The 16,208-nt window shown below is 31.9% G+C and carries 16 protein-coding genes; 15 read left to right on the top strand and 1 reads right to left on the bottom strand.

Annotation, left to right across the window (positions count from 1 at the left end; all coding sequences use genetic code 11):
- Positions 1-31: 31 nt before the first annotated feature.
- The 15 genes from liaF (at position 32) to gyrB (ending at position 13,630) form a co-directional block, all read left to right on the top strand.
- On the top strand, positions 32-721 hold the full coding sequence (gene liaF, locus BG261_RS02750) for a cell wall-active antibiotics response protein LiaF (RefSeq protein ID WP_070791644.1): 690 nt from the start codon (positions 32-34) through the stop codon (positions 719-721).
- Entirely contained in the window at positions 718-1,686 is a 969-nt protein-coding gene (locus BG261_RS02745; protein ID WP_070791643.1) for a sensor histidine kinase, read from the top strand. The genes liaF and BG261_RS02745 overlap by 4 nt, the downstream gene beginning before the upstream one ends.
- Positions 1,676-2,308 carry a response regulator transcription factor gene (locus tag BG261_RS02740; protein ID WP_070791642.1) on the top strand — a complete coding sequence of 211 codons (633 nt, stop codon included), beginning with the start codon at positions 1,676-1,678 and terminating at the stop codon, positions 2,306-2,308. The genes BG261_RS02745 and BG261_RS02740 overlap by 11 nt, the downstream gene beginning before the upstream one ends.
- A 68-nt stretch (positions 2,309-2,376) precedes the next feature.
- Positions 2,377-3,183 (top strand): Cof-type HAD-IIB family hydrolase, encoded by an 807-nt coding sequence (locus tag BG261_RS02735; RefSeq protein WP_070791641.1) that lies wholly within the window; start codon positions 2,377-2,379, stop codon positions 3,181-3,183.
- A gap of 17 nt (positions 3,184-3,200) precedes the next feature.
- Complete coding sequence (locus BG261_RS02730; RefSeq protein WP_070791640.1) at positions 3,201-3,842, top strand: peptidylprolyl isomerase; 642 nt, start codon at positions 3,201-3,203, stop codon at positions 3,840-3,842.
- A gap of 2 nt (positions 3,843-3,844) precedes the next feature.
- The gene (locus BG261_RS02725; RefSeq protein WP_070791639.1) at positions 3,845-4,213 is read left to right on the top strand and encodes a CvfD/Ygs/GSP13 family RNA-binding post-transcriptional regulator; all 369 of its coding nucleotides are present in this window, start codon (positions 3,845-3,847) and stop codon (positions 4,211-4,213) included.
- A 40-nt stretch (positions 4,214-4,253) separates the two neighbouring features.
- Positions 4,254-4,850: a TVP38/TMEM64 family protein gene (locus tag BG261_RS02720; protein ID WP_070791638.1), complete on the top strand. Its 597-nt coding sequence runs from the start codon at positions 4,254-4,256 to the stop codon at positions 4,848-4,850.
- A gap of 69 nt (positions 4,851-4,919) precedes the next feature.
- A complete protein-coding gene (locus BG261_RS02715; RefSeq protein WP_070791637.1) occupies positions 4,920-6,143 on the top strand; it encodes an FtsW/RodA/SpoVE family cell cycle protein in 1,224 nt (407 codons plus the stop codon).
- Positions 6,144-6,284: 141 nt separating this feature from the next.
- Positions 6,285-6,593: a PTS sugar transporter subunit IIB gene (locus BG261_RS02710; protein ID WP_070791636.1), complete on the top strand. Its 309-nt coding sequence runs from the start codon at positions 6,285-6,287 to the stop codon at positions 6,591-6,593.
- 117 nt (positions 6,594-6,710) lie between these two features.
- On the top strand, positions 6,711-7,478 hold the full coding sequence (locus tag BG261_RS02705) for a (S)-acetoin forming diacetyl reductase (protein ID WP_070791635.1): 768 nt from the start codon (positions 6,711-6,713) through the stop codon (positions 7,476-7,478).
- 324 nt (positions 7,479-7,802) lie between these two features.
- Entirely contained in the window at positions 7,803-9,311 is a 1,509-nt protein-coding gene (gene abc-f / locus BG261_RS02700) for a ribosomal protection-like ABC-F family protein (RefSeq protein ID WP_070791634.1), read from the top strand.
- Complete coding sequence (locus BG261_RS11425; protein ID WP_158007173.1) at positions 9,283-9,444, top strand: hypothetical protein; 162 nt, start codon at positions 9,283-9,285, stop codon at positions 9,442-9,444. The genes abc-f (BG261_RS02700) and BG261_RS11425 overlap by 29 nt, the downstream gene beginning before the upstream one ends.
- Positions 9,445-9,474: 30 nt before the next feature.
- On the top strand, positions 9,475-10,944 hold the full coding sequence (abc-f, locus tag BG261_RS02695; RefSeq protein WP_070791633.1) for a ribosomal protection-like ABC-F family protein: 1,470 nt from the start codon (positions 9,475-9,477) through the stop codon (positions 10,942-10,944).
- A 46-nt stretch (positions 10,945-10,990) separates the two neighbouring features.
- Positions 10,991-11,584 (top strand): HAD-IA family hydrolase, encoded by a 594-nt coding sequence (locus BG261_RS02690; RefSeq protein WP_070791632.1) that lies wholly within the window; start codon positions 10,991-10,993, stop codon positions 11,582-11,584.
- A 96-nt stretch (positions 11,585-11,680) separates the two neighbouring features.
- The gene (gyrB, locus tag BG261_RS02685) at positions 11,681-13,630 is read left to right on the top strand and encodes a DNA topoisomerase (ATP-hydrolyzing) subunit B (RefSeq protein WP_070791631.1); all 1,950 of its coding nucleotides are present in this window, start codon (positions 11,681-11,683) and stop codon (positions 13,628-13,630) included.
- Between the two features lie 162 nt (positions 13,631-13,792).
- Here gyrB and BG261_RS02680 read toward each other — a convergent pair whose 3' ends face one another.
- Complete coding sequence (locus BG261_RS02680; RefSeq protein ID WP_070791771.1) at positions 13,793-15,955, bottom strand: LTA synthase family protein; 2,163 nt, start codon at positions 15,953-15,955, stop codon at positions 13,793-13,795.
- Between the last annotated feature and the right edge of the window lie 253 nt (positions 15,956-16,208).

Below are 16,208 nucleotides of genomic sequence, written 5' to 3'. Positions count from 1 at the left end.
AAATGAAAAGTATTTTTGATAAAATTAAAGTATGAAAATCAGATTATTTATTATTACAGAGTTGATTTTGTTAGTATCAGCTTTGGTAAATCTATTAAGAGAACCAGGATTTGTTATATGCTTGGCTCTTGCAATAGTAGTTGGCATGCTCTTATCTAAATGTCGCTGGTTTATATTAAAAATGATGATGGCGATATTGTCACTAATAATGGCAGTATTTATTCTTGGAAACTTTTATATTTGGGCTGCAATAGTAATAGCAGTAATTGCAATTGTTATCTTTGTAAAAGTACCTCAAAAAGACCAAAATTTCGACATTATAGATACATTTTATGATGAGAGAGAAGGAGTTGTTTTTGATAAGCAAAAGTTAAATTTTTCAGCGGCGTCTGCAGAAGAATACTATCGTTTCGATGATATAAATATAATAAAATCAATCAGTGATGACGTTATCGATTTAGAACACACGAACTTTAGAAAATTGGATAATGTTGTAATGATTAGAAAATTTGCAGGTAATACAAAAATTATTGTGCCAAATAATATGGCTGTATCTATCGATTTTTCAAGTATGAAAGGTCAAGCAAATTTCTTTGGTGAAAAAACTGTTTCAAATCGTGAACGTATTAAATACTATTCTCATGATTTTTCTGAGGAGATTCCTCATCTACGAATTTATGTAGATGTTGTTTATGGTGATCTAACGGTGATTAAACTATGAAAGAATCAGTGTTCAAGACATTTTTCTACAGCTTTTTTACTAGTTTAATTTCAATTTTATTGGTGGTCTACACTTTATCCACATCTTCACATCAATTTTATGAAAATTTGACTTCACATTGGCGCTCACTGTGGATTATTTTTGCAGTAAGTGCATTATTGGCTTTATCTTTTACAGTATTCAATTATTTAGAGAACTGGCGAATTGAAAGACATTTTTCAAGAGATATTTCTAAAGCAATGAAAGGGATAAAAGTTGAAAACCCTGATATTAACTCAGTAAGTCAAAGGATTCAAGAATTGACTAAACAATTACAAGATGCAACTAGGGAAGATACAGTTAAACAGGTTGAAATTGTAACTGAAGAAAGAAAAAGGATTTCAAGAGAGTTACATGATTCAGTTAGCCAGCAACTTTTTGCTGCGACTATGATATTGTCAGGTGTAGTTGGAAATAAAAAGCTTTCAAGTGAACAAATGACTACACAAGTTAATTTGGTTCTAAAGATTCTTCATGAAGCACAAAATGAAATGCGTGCTTTATTGCTTCATCTACGACCTGTAGAGCTAAATGGTAAATCACTAATTGAAGGAATTGGTGGTCTTGTTGATGAGTTACAAGCTAAAATTTCTGGTAAAATATCTTGGGTATATGATAACGATATAAAATTGTCACGTACTGTTGAAGATAATATTTTTAGAATTATGCAAGAGCTTCTAAGTAATGCTCTTAGGCATTCTAAAGCAAGTAACATCAATATTTCCTTATTAAATTCTGGAAATAATGTTATATTAAAGGTAGAGGATGACGGAGTAGGATTTGATACAAGTCAGACAAAATCAGCCAGTTATGGTTTGAAAAATATAAGAGAGAGGTCAGTGCTTCTTGGAGGAGATGCAAAGATTATAAGTGCACCTAATCAAGGTACAAGCATAGAAATAAGGATTCCAAAAAATGAGTATTAAGGTAGTTATTGTTGACGATCATGAGATGGTTCGTTTGGGACTTTCAAGTTTCCTGAACATTCAAGATGATATCGAAGTTGTAGCAGAAGCTTCAGACGGTAATATTGGAGTTGAATATGCGAAGGAATATAATCCTGATGTAATTTTAATGGATTTAGTGATGAATGAAATGGGCGGAATTGAAGCTAGTCAAGAAATTTTAGCTGAAAATCCAGATGCAAAGATACTTATTTTAACTAGTTTTTTAGATGATGAAAAAGTCTTTCCAGCACTTGCGGCGGGAGCGAAAGGATATATCTTAAAAACTTCTCAAGCGGATGAAATCGCAGATTCTATTAGAAAAATTTATAATGGCGAGGATGTCTTAAGTGATAGTGTTCGTCAAAAAATACAAGAGAGAAATAATCGTGCTCCTGAGTTGCATGATGATTTGACAGCTCGTGAAATGGAAGTTTTAAGAGAGCTCAGTAAAGGATTGAGTAATCAAGAGATCGCAGATGACTTATTTATAAGTTTAAAAACAGTAAAAACACATGTTTCAAATATTCTTTCAAAACTTGAAGTAGATGATAGAACACAAGCAGTTATCTATGCTTTACAACATAATATTGCTGAGCACTAGTTCTTTATTTTATGTAAATTTTTTTCTATAATAAAATAAGACATAAAATTTTTAGAGAAGGTGCAGTTGTGAATTTAGAAGAATTAATTGAAAAAGCAAAAGATATCAAAATTGTCTTTTTCGATATTGATGATACCTTACGTGTGAAAACTACAGGATATATGCCTGAATCAATAAAAGAGGTTTTTTCAAAATTAAAAGAAAAAGGAATACTTACTGGAATTGCATCAGGTAGATGTTATTTTGGAGTAGTTCCTGAAATTAAAGAATTAGAACCTGATTATTTTGTAACCATAAATGGTGCACACGTTCAGGATCGAGATCATAATATTATTTATAAAAATCCTTTACCAACTGAAATGGTTGAAGAGATAATTTCATGGGCGAATGATGAAAAAATTAACTATTCATTTGTTGCAAATGAGAATGTAATCGTTAATGTTTGGGATAATTTAGCTGAAGATGCTATTGGTCCGATTTACGGAAGATTAGCTGAAGATAAGGATTATTATAAAAAAGATGATATTTATCAGATGTTAACAATTACAGAGCGTGATGTTGATGCTACTTTACCTGAAAACTTGAAGGATAAAATTCGTCTAGTTAGATGGCATGAATACAGTAGTGATATTGTTCGCTTTTCTGGAAGTAAAGCTTATGGTGTTTCAAAAGTTTTAGAAAAATTAGGTTTAACTAAAGATAATCTATTAGTCTTTGGTGATGAACTTAATGATCGAGAAATATTTGATTACGCGGGCCTCTCTGTTGCTATGGGAGTATCACATCCTGAAATTAAAGAGAAAGCTAGTTTTGTAACTGATTCTGTTGAGAATGATGGAATTTACAATGCTTTAGAAAAACTAGAGATTATTTAGAAAGAAGATTTATTAAAATGACAAATTCAAATTACCCACAGGCTGATTTAAAAAATGCAAGTGGACAAATCGCAATAATTAAAACAAACCATGGAGATTTAAAAGTTAAACTTTTTAATGAATTAGCGCCTAGAACAGTAAAAAACTTTGTTGAGCTAGCTAATGATGGATACTATGACGGTGTGATTTTCCACCGTATTATTCCAGATTTCATGATTCAAGGTGGAGATCCAACAGGTACTGGTATGGGTGGAGAAAGTATTTATGGAAGTAAATTTGAAGATGAATTTTCAAACCAAGTATTTAATATTCGTGGAGCTTTAAGCATGGCAAATGCTGGTCCAAATACGAATGGTAGTCAGTTCTTTATTGTTCAAAATGAAAATATTCCTTATACAAAAGATGTTCTTGTAAATGGTGGATGGCCTGAAGAAATTGCTGAACTCTATGCTGGTGGTGGTACTCCGCATTTAGATGGACGTCACACAGTATTTGGTCATTTGTATGATGAAGCTTCATATAAAGTGTTAGATGAAATTGCAAATGTCCCTACTGGCTTCCAGGACAAACCTGTTGATGATGTTGTAATTGAATCAATAGAATTAGTTGATGATAAAGATGGAGACTTCATAGATAAGTCAGATTTAAAAAAAAACTAAAAATTGGTGATATCGTTGATATAACTATTACAGGTGTTCAAAATTATGGTGCATTTGTTAAGTTTAATGGTGATTGTCATGGTTTGATTCATATTTCAGAAATTAAGTCTGGTTATACTAAAAATATAATGGAAACCGTAGAAATTGGCCAAAAAGCTAAAGCACAAATTATTGACATTGATGAATACACTGGGAAAATAAGTCTTTCATTGAGAACGTTGGAAGATAGGCCGCAAACTCATGTAACAAAGAAAAAAAGAAGATATAAATCAAAGAAAAATCAAATAGGTTTTGAAAGTCTTGCCAATCAACTAGATAAGTGGGTTGAAGAGAATACTGAATATCTTAAAAGCCAATCAAAAAAAGGATAGTATTAGTTTACTATTTAAATTTACGCTCGGAGGATGTATATTGAAAAGTGAACAAACAAGACAAAGGATTGTAAACATTGTTACAGTTGTGGCTTTTCTTTCTTCCTTTGCGTTAGCATTTTATTTATATAAACTTGGTATTTTTAAGGATGATAATGTAATTAAATCTATGGTAGATGCCCATCCCATTTTTGGACCTCTTTTGATGATAGGTTTACAGATTATCCAAGTAGTTGTGCCTGTTGTTCCAGCAGGAATATTATGTGCATCTTCAGTTCTGATTTTTGGACCAGTTCTGGGATTCATATATAATTATATCGGAATTGTATTAGGCAGTCTTATTCTCTTTCATATGGGAAGACAATATGGAAAACCATTTGTAATGACTTTTGTTCCTGAAAAAACCTACAATAAATATCTTGGGAAGGTTGACAAAGGAAAAAAATTTGACTGGTTTTTCTTTTGGATGATTTTTGCACCAGTTGCACCTGATGATGCGCTTGTATTAATAGCAAGCCAAACTAGGATGACTTATAAGTTTTTTACTTTTTCAATTGTCGTTGGTAAAATTTTCGGAGTTGGACTATATAGCCTTGCTTGGACATATGGACTTGAATGGTTGAAAAATTTTCTTTAAAGGCTAGATTAGCCTTTTTATTTATATCGTAAATAGTGTATAATATGATAATTGAAAGGATTTTGTTCTATGAAAAAAAATAAAAGATCTTTAGATAGTAGACTAGATTATCCACTTATTTTACCAGTATTACTTCTGCTATTAATAGGTCTTGGTTCAATTTATATTGCAGTCAGTCATGATTACCCAATACAGGTAAGTCGAGTTATGATATTACAAAGCATTTGGGCTATACTTGGAATAATAATTGCATTCATTGTGATGCATTTTAATTCAAAATATTTATGGAAATTAACACCTATATTTTATGTATTAGGTATTATATTAATGATTCTTCCTCTTGTTTTTTATGATAATCAGTTAGTCGCAGCAACAGGTGCAAAAAACTGGGTATCCTATAATGGGAAAACATATTTTCAGCCATCAGAATTAATGAAAATTTCTTATATATTGATGATGGCAAAAATAGTTACTTCTTATCAATCAGTTCAGAAGGCGACAGATTTAGTAGATGATTTCAAATTAATATTTAGGTTATTTTTAGTAACATTACCAATAATAGTTCTTCTAAAACTACAAAATGATTTTGGTACACTTTTAGTATTTATGGCAATTTTTGCAGGAGTAGTATTTGTTTCAGGTGTTTCCTGGAAAATAATTGTTCCAACAGCATTAACAATTTTAATTGTTGGTGGTGGTATATTGTTTCTTACAACTGTTGATTGGGGGAGAAATTTTCTCATGTCAATTGGAATTGAAAAATATCAAATTCAAAGAATAGATGCTTGGTTTCATCCCTTTGAAAATGCGCAGAATGTTACTTTTCAGCAAGCACAAGGGCAGATTTCAGTCGGTATTGGTGGACTAACAGGTTATGGATTTGATGTTGCAACATTACCTGTCCCAGTTCGAGAAAGTGATATGATTTTTACAGTAATTGCTGAAAATTTTGGTTTTATTGGTAGCACATGTTTGATTTTAATTTATTTCTTTTTAATTTATCGAATGATAATGGCAACTTATAATTCAAATAATCAATTTTATATTTATATTTCAACTGGAATAATTATGATGATTCTTTTCCATGTATTTGAAAATATAGGTGCTACAATTGGGGTTTTACCTCTTACTGGTATTCCACTACCTTTTATTTCTCAAGGTGGTTCAAGTCTAATTGGTAATTTGATTGGTGTTGGTTTAGTGTTATCAATGAAATACAATCAACTTGAAGTAGATGATGATGGCATTCCAAACGAGAATGGAAAAGTAATTTACAGAAGAAGTTCTAAATAAAATTTTCTAAGTTATATAACACCAACTGTGTTATATAACTTTTTTGTTTGATAACATATTCTCAAACTTTTAAAAAAGTAGTATTATATATCTATAAACAAAGGAAACGTTTTCAATAAAGAAAACGAAGAGGAGAAAAAGATGTCAACAGTAGTTAATTTATTTTGTTCAGCAGGTATGAGTACTTCAATGTTTGCAAAAAAAATGCAAGAAGAAGCTAATTCTCGTGGTCTTGATTATGTTGTAACTGCATATGGACTTGCTGAAGTTGATGAAAAGGGTTCAGAAGCTGATGTAATTATGATTGGCCCTCAAGCTCGTTATATTGTAACAGAAGTAAAAAATAAATTCCCTGATACTCCAGTAAAAGATATTCCTATGCAAATGTACGGGCTAATGCAAGGAGATAAAGGGCTAGATCTAGCAATCGAACTTTTAGAAAGCAAGTAATATTTAATTAAAATTCAATAAAATCTTTGGGGGTGGGGATAGATGATTTATTAAATCATTTTTCTCAATCCCCATTTAATATCGTAAATTAGTTTTTATATAGAGAGTGAGAATAGTATGGCAAAAGTAGCATTAGTAACAGGAGCAGCACAGGGTATTGGATTTGCAATTGCAGAACGTCTATTGAAAGATGGTTTCAAAGTAGCATTAGTTGATTACAATGAAGAAGTAGCAAAAGAAGCAGCTGAGAAATTGGCTGATAAAGGTGAAACAATTTCAATTAAAGCAGATGTTTCTAAACGTGATGAAGTTTTTGCGGCAGTGAATGAAACTGTTGAAAAGCTTGGTGGCTTTGATGTAATTATTAACAATGCAGGTGTAGGCCCTACAACACCAATTGATACTATTACTCCTGAACAATTTGAACAAGTTTATGGAATTAACGTTGGTGGAGTACTTTGGGGAACACAAGCAGCAGTCGAAGCTTTCAAAAAATTAGGTCACGGTGGAAAAATTATTAACGCTACTTCACAAGCAGGTGTGGTTGGTAATCCAAATCTTTCACTATACAGTGGTACAAAATTTGCAGTTCGTGGAATTACACAAGTTACTGCACGTGATTTAGCAGATGATGGTATCACAGTAAATGCATTTGCACCAGGTATTGTTCGTACTCCAATGATGATGAATATTGCCCATGAAGTAGGTAAAAACGCTGGTAAAGACGATGAATGGGGTCTAGAACAATTTGCAAAAGATATTACATTAAAACGCTTATCAGAAGCTGAAGATGTTGCAAATGTTGTTTCTTTCTTAGCAGGAAGCGATTCCGATTACATTACTGGTCAAACAATCATCGTTGATGGTGGAATGCAGTTCCATTAAGATATTATTTGACAAACTAAAAGTTATTTGTTAAATTGTGTTTAACAAATATCGGAGGTGGGCAATGAAAAATTAATTCAAATTTAAAAAACTTAATTAATAATGTTTATAAATTTTGGATTGGTTTTTCGTTGCTTTTTTGTCGTCTTTTTTAAGAATACAAACATTTGGAAGTTTATGCTTTTGAATGAGCACCTAATAATATTGATTAAAAAATATAGGAATATATAGGATATATTTTTTGTATACTTTTAGTCATAAGAGTAGAAGGTAAGGTTTTACTATCTTCATACCGCCAATCCCTGAATTAATGAGGAGGTACGTATGATAGAGATAAAAAACCTTACTTTTTCTTATGCAGAAAATAATATATTTGAAGATATAAATTGTCGAATTGATAATTCTTGGCACCTTGCTTTAGTTGGACGTAATGGTCGAGGAAAAACAACCTTACTAAAATTATTACAAAATACATTTGAATATTCTGGTCAAATTTCAACTGAAAATAATTTTGTATACTTTCCACAAAATGTAACAGATAAAGAAAATCTACTTTATTATATTTTGCACGAGTTAGCAGACTTCGAAGACTGGAAATTAAACCGTGAGTTGAATCTCCTTAATTTCCCCCAAGATGGCCTATGGCGACCTTTTAATAGCCTTTCAGGTGGTGAGCAGACTAAAGCATTACTTGCCATACTATTTTTGGATGATAATAATTTCCCTTTAATCGATGAACCCACTAACCATTTAGATAAGGAAAGTCGAGAATTAGTTGCTAGATATCTTATGAAAAAGAGGCAGGGCTATATTGTTGTAAGTCATGATAGATCTTTCTTGGATGAGGTTTCAGACCATGTCATTGCTATCGAAAAGAATCAATTAGTAACCTATCAAGGAAATTTTACAACTTATGAAACTGAGAAGAAACTTCGAGATGAGTTCGAATTTGCTAAAAATGAAAAGTTGAAAAAAGAAATACATAGGTTAAAAGAAACAGCTCGTGAAAAAGCAGCATGGTCAAATAAAATGGAGAATACCAAGAACAGAAAAGTTAGAGGCTTTGATAGCGAGAAAAAACGAGTTGACAAAGGTGCTATCGGAACACAGGCAGCTAGATTAATGCAAAAATCAAAAAATGCTGAAAGACGTGCAAATAAAGATTTGGAAGAAAAAGAAAAACTTCTTAAAAATCTTGAGTATATAAATGTACTTGGAATTAATTACAAACAAAGTCGTAAAGATAAAGTCATTTCTTTTAATGAAGTTACAGTAGCTTTTGAAGAAGGTAAACCATTATTTGCTCCTGTTTCTTTTGAAATCACCTCTGGACAAATTACAGCTATTATTGGTCCAAACGGAATTGGAAAATCACAACTGCTGAATAAAATATATAGAGAGGCAAAAAATAAAAATGTAAAAATATCCCAAGTTAGACAAATATATGAAGATAATTCAGGATATATAAAGGATTGGGCTTACAAACAAAATATTGACTATCAAATGTTACTTAATAATCTTAAAAAGCTTGGAATGGAAAGAAATGTTTTCAACCAAAAGATTGAGAATATGTCGATGGGGCAACAAAAAAAGATTGAGCTAGCTAGAAGTCTTTCAACTCCTGCAGAACTTTATATTTGGGATGAACCATTAAATTATCTTGATGTATTTAATCATGAACAGATTGAAGAATTAATATTACAAATTAATCCAACAATGATTGTAGTAGAGCATGATAAATTTTTTATTGATAAAATTGCTAATCGGATAATCGAGCTTAAAAGAGAAGATATGGGAGAAGAGAATGAGAAGAAAACAAGAAGAATTAACTAAAAAAGTTGAAGAAATTCGTGCTAAGAAGAAAAATATAGCCATTCCAAATGGAAAACAAAAGGAATCAAAGGGTCTTAAAAAGTCTACAAAAGCTCATAATCATACTACTCATTTTGGAATAGGCTTCAGTTAATCTTATCTATTTGATAAGTTAGGAGGTTCTATGATAGAAATAAAAAATTTAACATTTTCATATACAGATAAAAATATATTTGAAGAGGTCAATAGTCATTTTGATGAAAATTGGCATCTAGCTTTAGTTGGTCGTAATGGTCGAGGCAAAACTACCTTACTTAATTTATTAAGAGGAAAATATGAATATTCAGGTAGAATAACATCACCTCGACAATTCGTTTATTTCCCACAAAATGTTTTGGATAAAAGCCAGTTGACTTACTATGTTTTACAAGAATTGATGGACTTTGAAGATTGGGAGTTGAAAAGAGAACTCAATCAATTAAGTTTTCCAGAAGATGGTCTTTGGAGGCCATTTGATAGTCTCTCAGGAGGGGAACAAACTAAAGCGCTACTGTCCCTCTTGTTCTTAGATGACAGCAGTTTTCCATTGATTGATGAGCCTACAAACCATTTAGACAAGCAGAGCCGCTCAAAGGTTGCGGAATATCTTAAGAAAAAGAGACAGGGATACATAGTCGTTAGTCATGATCGTGCATTTTTAGATGAAGTTTCGGATCACGTTTTGGCTATTGAAAAAAATCAATTGATAGCTTATCAGGGGAACTTTTCTATATATGAGCAGGAAAAAAAGATGAGAGATGAGTTTGAACTTGCACAAAATGAGAAATTGGCAGGTGAAATAAGTCGCCTCAAAAAAACGTCACGAGATAAAGAGGATTGGTCTAAAAGGCGTGAGGGAGATATTCATGGTAATCCCAATATCAAAGGAAGTGGTGGAACAGGTCATGATGGGAAGATAACTGCACGAGCTGCACGTGTTATGAAAAAAGCTAAAGTTCTTGAAAGACGAATGAATAGTGAAATTGAAGAGAAGGAAAAGCTTCTTAAAAATTTGGAGTTTATTGATAGTCTTTCAATGAATTATACTCAGTCAAGAAAAGAAAGGCTGTTAACTATTCAAGATATGACTGTGTCCTTTGATGAAGGAAAACCACTTTTTAAACCAGTATCATTTGAAGTTGATAGAGGTCAAGTTACTGCAATTGCAGGGCCAAATGGTATTGGTAAATCCCAATTACTTGATAGGTTACACACTTATGCTGAAAGTAAAAACTTGAAAATATCTTGTGTAAGACAGATTTATGATGATAATACTGGATATATAAAGGATTGGGCTGATGAGAAAAAACTTGACTATCAAGACTTGCTTAATAATTTAAAGAAGCTTGGTATGGAAAGAGATGTTTTTAAGCAGAAGATTGAAGATATGTCTATGGGCCAACAAAAGAAAGTCGAACTTGCTAGAAGTTTGTCAACACCGGCTGAACTTTATATTTGGGATGAACCGTTGAATTATCTTGATGTTTTTAACCATGAGCAAATTGAAGATTTAATTTCAAATATTAAGCCAACATTGTTGATTGTGGAGCATGATAAGTATTTTATAGATAAGCTTGCTGATCAAAAAATCGAATTACAAAAAACCGATAATTAGACACTTAACTACTTAACAAATATATTTATTATGTTATAATTATCACATGAAATATGACGATTATATATGGGATTTAGGTGGTACGCTTCTCGATAACTATGAAAGTTCAGCACAAGCCTTTGAAGGATCCTTGAAAAGATTTAATATTGAAGTTAGCCATCTTGATATTTATAATGCTCTTAAGCACTCTACTGACTATGCTATTCAAAAATTTGCTTCAGATATACCAAATTTCTTGAAAATATATAAGGAAGTAGAGAGAGAATATCTTGCACAACCTGTATTATTTGCTGATGCTAAAAAAGTATTAAGTGAAATAGTTGATAATGGTGGTAGGAACTTTATGATTAGCCACCGAGATAATCATGTATTAGAAATTCTCGATGCAACTAATATTCACAAATATTTTACAGAAGTAGTTACTAGTGATAATGGCTTTGCAAGAAAACCTGATCCACAATCTGTTGATTACTTAATTAAAAAATATCAAATGTCAAATGCAGTTATGATTGGTGACAGACTACTTGATATTAAAGCAGGTATCAATGCAGGAATTTCAACCATTTATTTTTCAAATGATGAATATCTTTTGCAAGCAGACCAAAATATCAAATCATTATCAGAAATCCTTGATTTATAAGGGTTTCTTTTTTATACCACTATGTGAAAAGTGAAGATTTTTCGACAAAAATATGGTATAATAAAGGTAATGTAAATATGACAGGAGTAAGATAGATTGGCTGAAGATATAAAAACATTTAATGAAGAAGCTAACGAATATGACGCAAGTCAAATTCAAGTTTTAGAGGGTCTTGAAGCTGTAAGAATGCGTCCTGGGATGTATATTGGCTCAACGAGTAAGGAAGGATTACACCATTTAGTATGGGAAATTGTTGATAATTCAATTGATGAAGCCTTAGCTGGTTTTGCAACACATATTGAAGTTACAATTGAAGAAGATAATTCAATTACTGTTGTTGATGATGGTCGTGGTATTCCAGTTGATATTCAAGAAAAAACTGGACGACCTGCTGTTGAGACTGTATTTACTATTCTTCATGCTGGAGGAAAATTTGGCGGAGGCGGATACAAAGTATCAGGAGGACTGCACGGTGTTGGATCATCTGTAGTTAATGCCTTATCAACTCAATTAGACGTTACAGTTTATAAAAATGAAAAAATGTATTTCCAAGAGTACAAACGTGGTCTTGTTATTGATGATTTGAAAATCATTGGTGATACAGAACTTCATGGTACAAAGGTGCATTTCACACCAGATCCAGAAATTTTTACTGAGACTACTAATTTTGAATTCGAAAAACTTGCTACACGTGTTAGAGAGCTAGCTTTCTTGAATCGTGGCTTGAGAATTTCAATCACAGATAAACGTGGTGAAGAAGATAAGGTGCTGACATATCACTATGAAGGCGGCATCCAGTCTTATGTATCTTTCATCAATGAAAATAAAACAACCCTTTTTGATACACCTATTTTTACCGAAGGTGAGATGGAAGATATTAATGTAGAAGTTGCCATGCAGTATACTGCGGATTACCATTCAACGGTTTTAAGTTTTGCTAACAATATCAACACTCATGAAGGTGGTACACATGAACAAGGGTTCAGAACAGCTCTGACTCGTGTTGTTAATGATTATGCACGTAAGAATAAAATCATCAAAGAGAACGAAGAAAATTTAACTGGTGATGACATCCGTGAAGGATTGACTGCCGTTATTTCTATTAAGCACCCTAATCCACAGTTTGAGGGACAAACTAAAACTAAGCTTGGAAATAGTGAAGTTTCACGTATTGTAAACCGATTGTTTAGTGATGCTTTTGAAAGATTCCTAATGGAGAATCCACCTGTAGCTCGTAAAATTGTTGATAAAGGAATATTAGCCAGCAAGGCTCGTATTGCAGCAAAAAGAGCTCGTGAAGTTACCAGAAAAAAATCAGGTCTTGAAATATCTAACCTCCCTGGAAAATTAGCTGATTGTTCATCTAATAATCCTAAGGAAACTGAGTTGTTCATAGTCGAAGGGGATTCAGCCGGAGGTTCAGCTAAGTCAGGTAGAAATCGTGAGTTCCAAGCGATTTTACCAATCCGTGGTAAAATTTTAAACGTTGAAAAAGCAAGTATGGATAAAATTCTTGCTAATGAAGAAATTAGATCTTTATTTACTGCTATGGGTACAGGATTCGGTGCAGATTTTGATGTTTCAAAAGCACGTTATCATAAGCTAGTAATTATGACCGATGCCGATGTTGATGGAGCTCATATTAGAACCTTGTTATTAACTCTTTTCTACAGATATATGAGACCAGTTGTTGAAGCAGGTTATGTATATATTGCACAGCCTCCAATTTATGGTGTAAAACTTGGTAAAGAAATCACATACATTCTACCAGGAGCGAATCAAGAAGAAGAGTTGCAGCGCGTGGTAGAAGATATGTCAAATGGTCGTTCTAAACCTATTGTTCAACGATACAAAGGTCTTGGAGAAATGGATGACCATCAACTTTGGGATACAACAATGGACCCAGAACATCGTATAATGGCACGTGTAACTGTTGATGATGCTGCGGAAGCAGATATGATATTCGATATGTTAATGGGTGACCGCGTTGAACCACGTCGTGATTTCATCGAAGCAAATGCTCAATATAGTACAATTGATATCTAATCATAGAAATATTTTAAAAAATAAAATTATAAATTTTATAATTCTTCTTGTATGATTAAAAGTAAAGTTATATTAATATTAACAGCTCAAAAGAGCTGTTTTTTTCATTGCGTAAATTTCTTTTTGTAACTTAAAGCAAAATAAAAAGCCCTAATGGACTTTTTATTTTGCTTGTTCACTTGAACTTGATGAAGAGCTTCCTGAGCTATTTTCTTCATCTTTCTTTAACTCAGGATGGAGATCCTTGTAGCTGAAGTTTTTAAATTTATCAACGGTTGAGGTATTGTTATTTTTGCTGTAGATACTTGTTGATTTATCTCCAAGTTCCTTTTCAATTTGAGTAGCTTTTTTATAACCATGGTTATAGGCATAATTATCAGGATTAACAGGCTTCAGTCCATCTTTATCATAGAACCTTAATAAATCACCACGAGTTAACTTATCGCTGATATTTAATTGTTCTTCAGTTTTTTCCTTATATGAATCAACTAGAGCTTTTGTTTCAGGTGTCGGGTTGGTAATTTCTTCACCAGTATCAGTCCTATAAATTCGATCATTATACACGGTATAGTCTTTTGCTACATAGTTACCATTATTTCTAAAGGCAACTAGATTATTATGTTTAGGACTAAGCATATCTTGTCCAAGTTGAAGGAATTTACTTGAATCAATCCCAAGTAAGTGAAGCATTGTTGGTAAGTTATCTACTTCACCTCCAAATGTATGATTTACATATCCCTTGTCTTGACCAGGTAATACAATCATATAAGGTACTCTTTGAAGCATGGCGTTATCGTAAGAGCTCCAAGTTTCCTTTTGTTTTCCAAGTAATGGTGCTAGATCAGGATTTCTTGAATTTGAAATACCATAATGGTCACCATATAAAACAATCATAGAATTCTGATAAACACCGGTTGCTTTTAAGTAATCAAAGAATTCTTTAACTGCCTGGTCTAGATAGTTTGCAGTAGCAAAGTATCCATTTATTGTGTCATCATCTGTTTTAGCAATTGGGAAGCCTTCATCATCATCTTTAAATTGAGTATAAGGATAGTGATTACTTACTGTTATGAACTTAGCATAGAATGGTTGTTGAATATGTTCTAAGTATTCAATCGATTGGTTAAAGAAATATTTGTCGTGTAATCCATATTGGAATGAGTTGTCCTTGTTAACATTAAAATATGATTGATCAAAGAAGTAATCATAACCTAAATGCTTATAAGTTTCATTACGATTCCAAAATGTTCCTGCATTTCCATGGAATACGGCGCTAGTGTAACCGCCTTTTTGATCCAATATTGAAGGGGCGGCCTGGAAGGTATTTTTACCTCCATTTTGTACAAACAATGAACCTTGAGTTAAACCAAAAAATGAATTTTCCATTAATGTTTCAGCATCAGATGTTTTCCCTGCTTTAACTTGGTGGAAAAAGTTATCAAAAGCAAATGTTTCTTTGCTATGGAAAAGGGAATTTAAAAATGGTGTAACTTCATGATCAACACCGTTTTCATCCTTTAATTTATAATCAATCAAGAATTGTTGAAAGCTTTCCAAATGAATATAAATTACATTTCTACCTTTAGCTATTCCATAATATTTAGGATCAGGTTCAGCATAATGTTTTTGAACATAATTTTCAACAGTATTTAAATCTTCAGGAGTTGCGATATTTCTAACCTGATTTATTTTATACGTGTTAATTGAATCATTAATAATAAATGGCTGTAAACCCAAATATCTAACGATATAAGTATTTGAAAAACCACGAGTCAGTAGTTCGGGTCTATCAACCTCAGCCAAGAATAAGTTAATAGAGAATAATAATAACGATAAACTTGTAATTGCAAAACTTGCTTTTTTTCTGAAGGGACGTGGGTCCATGGTAATTATTTTTTTCTTAAATAAAAAAGCAAGAATAGGAATATCAATTATATAAATTAAATCCCATGGTTTAAATAAGTTTAAAGCTGCTTCACCAAGACCTGCAGAGACCTTACTAGACCCTTTTATTGTATTAAGAGTCATGAAATCGGAAAACTCACGAAAGTAAACTGAGTTAGCAAATATCCAAAGTGATAGGGCAATAAAAATTATCCATTCCAAAGTATAGAACACTTTTTTATTTTTGAAATAAAGTGGAAATCCTAAAAGAAGGAGTGCTGTAGGGATTGGATTGAAAATTGCCAGTAAAGTTTGGTATATATTTTCTATGTCAAGATCAAAGTCGACAAAATAAGCAAACATTGTTTTTGCCCATACTAGTACTAATAATAGTATGACAAATCCAAGTCGTGTGCTTACTATATTTTTAATTTTTTTTATCAAAATAAACACCTAAATTCTATATAAATATTACTATCAACATAATAAATAGCGCCATAACAGACCATTATCTTATTTTACTATTTTAGGTTATAAAAAGCAAAAAACTGATTGATAGGATTTCTTAATAATAGTATAAAAAAATTCATAAATAAATCTTAAACGTAACTTAAGTAAATATACATTTATCATGGTTATTAATCACTAAATATTCAAAAAATACATAGTAGCTATTTGTTTTATGTTATAATTA

This window comes from Floricoccus tropicus, assembly GCF_001832905.1.
In the GTDB taxonomy this organism is placed as follows: Bacteria; Bacillota; Bacilli; order Lactobacillales; family Streptococcaceae; genus Floricoccus; species Floricoccus tropicus.
The sequence above is the reverse complement of the archived record's forward strand: the minus strand, read 5'-3'. Positions and strand labels throughout refer to the sequence as shown.